The sequence below is a fragment of the Methanogenium sp. MK-MG genome, assembly GCF_009914725.1.
Lineage (GTDB): Archaea > Halobacteriota > Methanomicrobia > Methanomicrobiales > Methanomicrobiaceae > Methanogenium.
Map to the genome: position 1 here is coordinate 1 of NZ_JAAAWJ010000113.1, position 4,352 is coordinate 4,352.

General features: G+C 49.3%; 3 protein-coding genes. 1 reads left to right on the top strand and 2 read right to left on the bottom strand.

Features of this window, described 5'->3' with window-relative positions; all coding sequences use genetic code 11:
- Both MKMG_RS10760 and MKMG_RS10765 read right to left on the bottom strand, forming a co-directional pair.
- The coding region (locus tag MKMG_RS10760) for a pyridoxal-dependent decarboxylase (RefSeq protein WP_254059174.1) at positions 1-960 on the bottom strand (960 nt) is incomplete at its 3' end.
- Between the two features lie 74 nt (positions 961-1,034).
- Positions 1,035-2,468, bottom strand: a complete 1,434-nt coding sequence (locus tag MKMG_RS10765) for an amino acid permease (RefSeq protein ID WP_165077900.1) — start codon at positions 2,466-2,468, stop codon at positions 1,035-1,037.
- A gap of 299 nt (positions 2,469-2,767) precedes the next feature.
- Between MKMG_RS10765 and csx2 the strand changes: the two genes are divergently transcribed.
- Entirely contained in the window at positions 2,768-4,000 is a 1,233-nt protein-coding gene (csx2, locus tag MKMG_RS10770; RefSeq protein WP_165077902.1) for a TIGR02221 family CRISPR-associated protein, read from the top strand.
- Positions 4,001-4,352: the final 352 nt, after the last annotated feature.

A 4,352-nucleotide genomic window follows, 5' to 3' on the forward strand; every position in this document is an offset into this window, starting at 1 on the left:
ACATGAAACGCCTTTGCGTTCATATTCCTCCAGCATTTCAGCGATCGTATCCACATGATCGATTGCTCTTTCCTCAGTGGTCCCGACAACGGCCACAATACCCATAATGGGGATTTTCTCTGCAATAAATCCGTCAATTACTTTTTTAAGGTGCTCTAAATCCATTCTGAAGTGTTCATCAACCTGAATTGGCACCATATTCTCCTGGCCTATTCCAAAGATGTCTGCTGCTTTTACCCATGAATAGTGCCTGGACTGGGGAACCAGAAATTTGCCGCATTTTTTCAGATCAATACCCTTTACCCTGACTGAACGGTCTTTTATTGCCTCAAAAAGTCCCTCTTTTTTGAGGATGTCTAACATATCGAGGCATTCACTGACTGGAGTGTTTAAAAGCTCCCATTCACTCTTCCCGTTTACCAGTTCAGGTTTGACCTCCTTTATCGCAAGCGGAATCGTCTTCACATTGCGGGCAAGCCATAGTGCTTCGTAATTTGCCACCGTCCCGTCACAGGTGATGTGCCCCCAGCTCTTCCCGGGATCATATCCAAGCATTTCAGCGAGCTGTTTTCCAGCTTCTATCTCCAGTGCGGTAGTGACTGGTGAGGCTTCATACGCAACATTGTTCGGATTGTAGAGAATGGTTGTAAGATAGGCAAGGTTTGCAACTGCCAGGGTATCGCTGTTCATATGGCCGAGATATCGTGGGGATGCCCATGGCATGGATGATTCCTTCAGTCTTGAAGAGAGCTCGTGAAGGGTCTCTGTCATACGCTCCTGGGTGAGCATGAAATCCTCACTGTATCTCTCCCTGATCTTAATGTATTCCTGATCATTGGGATGAAAATCTCTCCGCCAGAAAAGATGTTCATCTACAAGGAAGTTCAGCATTCCCTTAAAATAATCTCTGTTCTCTGATTTTGGCCCTATAAAGAGGGCATCTACATCTACCTTTTTCATTTAAATCATTCCTGTTGTATCTTCCTGACGTCTGGATTTTTCAGAATAATTCTGATTGCGGACCCTTTCATGCACTACGATCCCCCGGTCTCATCCGGTATCTCTTCATCTTTCCATGAAGGCCTTTTTAGGTGATAAATAACGAATGGCAGTGCAATCATCAGTACTGTCCCGGCAACCATCTCACCCAGATACAGGGAGATATTTTCAACCGGCACCTGTTCGGGGGGAACAAAACTCACGATCATTGCAAGCAGCATGACTGCAAATCCCAGTCCTGCAACCAGCCATACTCCGGGAACTCCCCCGGGAATTTTATATGACCTTTCAATGCCCGGTTTAAGATATCTCAGCCTGATGACACTCAGATAGACAAGAAGATACATGAACCCGTAGACAATTGTCGTCATTGCAAGTATCTGCCAGTATGCCTGGTTTATGCCGGGGATGACGGCAAATATCAGACAGAAGAATGATACCAGCCCTGCCTGGAGAATCAGGAGGTTTCTTGGAACACCGTTCTTGTTTACCTGTTGCAGAGAAAGGGGGAGGTTCCCCTTTTTCCCGGTAATCAGAAGACCGGTAGAAGGTCCAAGCACCCATGTGCTGATCTGACCGGCTCCTCCAACTGCGATCAGAATCGCAATCACCGGAATGAGAATCGTCAATCCGAATACCTGCAGGAATTGATCAATCGCCTGCATAATTCCTGCCACCAGGTTTATGTCGGACTGAGGTATCACTGATGCCACAGCAAGAGCACCAATCAGATTTATTGCAATCGTGATCAGGGCGGCTACCAGTACGGCAAGCGGATAGTTGTGCTGGGGATTTTCAAGATTGTTCACATGAGCAGCAGAGACCTCCAGTCCCAGAAATACAAACACAAAACCTATAAGAATCGACAGATTACCCACTGAGAAGATATCGGGGATCATGTTTGATGTGCTGATGGTGGTATCAAAATGGATAGGATTTCCTGTGATCACATACACTATTCCGAGAAGGATGATCAGTATTCCCGGTATGAATACCCCAAGCCAGACGCAAAAGGTGCTGACCATACTTGACGTTTTTAGCCCCTTCATATTGACCATGGTGGCAATCCAGTAGGTTGCAAGTGAAACGGCCAGGATAAACAGCTTGCTCGTCTCAAGATTTGTATCAATGGCATACGCGAGGGTCCCGCCGATAGCTGTCAGCAGCATCACCATCCCAATTGTCATCTGGAACCACTGGAGCCAGATTGCAGTAAAGCCGAAACGTTCTCCAAATGCCTCTTTTACCCAGACATATACCCCTCCGGCCTGTGGCCAGCCTGAACCCAGTTCTGCAGACACAAGAGCACAGGGGAGCAGATACCCGACCACGGCGACCAGCATATAGAAAAACATCTGCATTCCGGCTTCAGACAGGGTGGGTATGTTCCGTACAGTGATGATGATGGCAAGGGTCACCATCATAAAAGGGAAGAGCCCGATTGTCTGCTTTTTTGGTGCAGAAGGCATGTTCTGGGATTGGAGTGATCAGTTATATAAATTTCTACAAATATTCGCCAAGCTCTCCGGATTCTATTCATACATCAAATTAACCCGGCTGACTCTTTCTCTCTGCAGGACAGCGCATTCTCTCTCAGACTTTTTCTCTCTCACATGCATCTGAGACGAACAATAGATATCCGTTGAGCCGGAAGAGAGATACATGGACTGTGTTTTTCTTCTCTTCTCACAGGTGTCCTGAGCGGCACATGTGTGCAGCAGAAAGAGGTGGTTCATTAGAACGGCAAAGGCAGGTGCAGTCTCTTATAATGAAACTGATCTCATTTTTGGGCGGGCAGGAGGACGGAAATACATCGTATACCTGTGGTGCTTCAGCCTGTGAGACCCGGTTTGTGCAGGAGGCCATCTGCCGCCTGCTCGGGACAGTGGACAGTGCCGTCCTTTTTGCGACCGAAGGTGCCCGCGAGGCTGCATGGGAACCCGTTTCAGCGGCACTCTCCGGCTGCGGGGTCGCCACGGAACTGGTGGTCATTCCCAACGGAGAGACGGAAGACGAACTCTGGGCAATCTTCCGGGCGCTCGAAAACAGCATCAATGATGGTGAAGAGATCGTCTTTGATATCACCCACGGGTTCCGTTCTCTCCTCCTGGTCGGTTTTCTCTCTGCAGCGTTTCTGCGGACAACAGGCAAAGCAGAAATTTCCCATGTCTTCTATGGCCAGTACCGGGATGATGGGCAGCCGTCTCCTCTTCTGGACCTGACACCCTTTCTCTCCATTCTGGACTGGACCACCAGTGTGCATGCCTTTCTCCGGTCCATGGATGCTGCGGGCATCAACCGGCTTGCAAACCGGACGGCAAAGGAGGCCTACCTCTCCGGGCGGTTGGATGCCCCGGAGAAACTCTCGCGGTTTGCCCGGACCCTGGACGGGTTTGCGGTGGCAACCCGGATGGCACGCCCGGTTGATGCCCTGAACCTCGCATCCGGCATTGCCCGTGACATCGATGCCGTAACGGGTGAGATGGAGGTCTTCACCCCACCACTCGTAGAGGTGCTCGATGAGATTCGCCAGGTAGGCGATCTCGGCATCCGCAGGCCGGAGAAGGATGAGGGTCTTACCTGGGCCCATGTGGAAAAAGAGCTTGATCTTATCGGGTTTATGGTCGAATGCGGCCTTCTGCTCCAGGGGGTGACCTTTTCACGGGAGTGGATGGTGAATGTCATGCTCCTTATTCGTTATGGGGACCGGTATACCGGCTGGCTGAATCCCGACACCCGCTATGAGATGTCGCAGACCTTCGGTGCTGCCATTCTGGACCTGAAGGGTTCGCCGTATATCCGGACCATCTTCACCGACTGGTACATGCAGCTCCCCTGTGAAGAGCAGGCAACACATCTCTGGGCAGAACTATCCACCATCAGAAATGATTTCGCCCACTGCGGTATGCGGGAGTTTCCGCCGCGGACGACACGGATGAGGCAGAAGGCACAGGAACTGTATGAGCATCTCTGCGGGTTTTTTGTAGTGGTGTGGGGGTGAGAACAAACCGGGTTGTGAAGATCAAATACTGTTTGTTATTGTTATTCTGGCCCATCCGGAGGCGTAACGGCAGTTTTGTTGTCCGATTCTATGTGACAGATATTGCATCCTGTTATTCAGTTACAAAATCTATCAAAATGTCACAAATTGATAGATAATGATAGTTGGGATTACATCAGGAAATACGGATTCCCCACGGATATGCACCGAACAGGCAACAAAAACCGTTCTGGAACATGTGGGAAGAATCTGTGTATCTATAACAGATACATTATTTTCTCAAAAATTCTCTTGTTTCCATACTCCCATTACCTGAACGATCGCCCACTTCCCTGCAAACACTGAACTATAT

Bases quoted from the DNA above. Each gene is read 5' to 3' on its own strand.
- csx2 (WP_165077902.1), top strand. From the start codon at position 2,768: ATGAAACTGATCTCATTTTTGGGCGGGCAGGAGGACGGAAATACATCG.
- MKMG_RS10765 (WP_165077900.1), bottom strand. From the start codon at position 2,468: ATGCCTTCTGCACCAAAAAAGCAGACAATCGGGCTCTTCCCTTTTATG.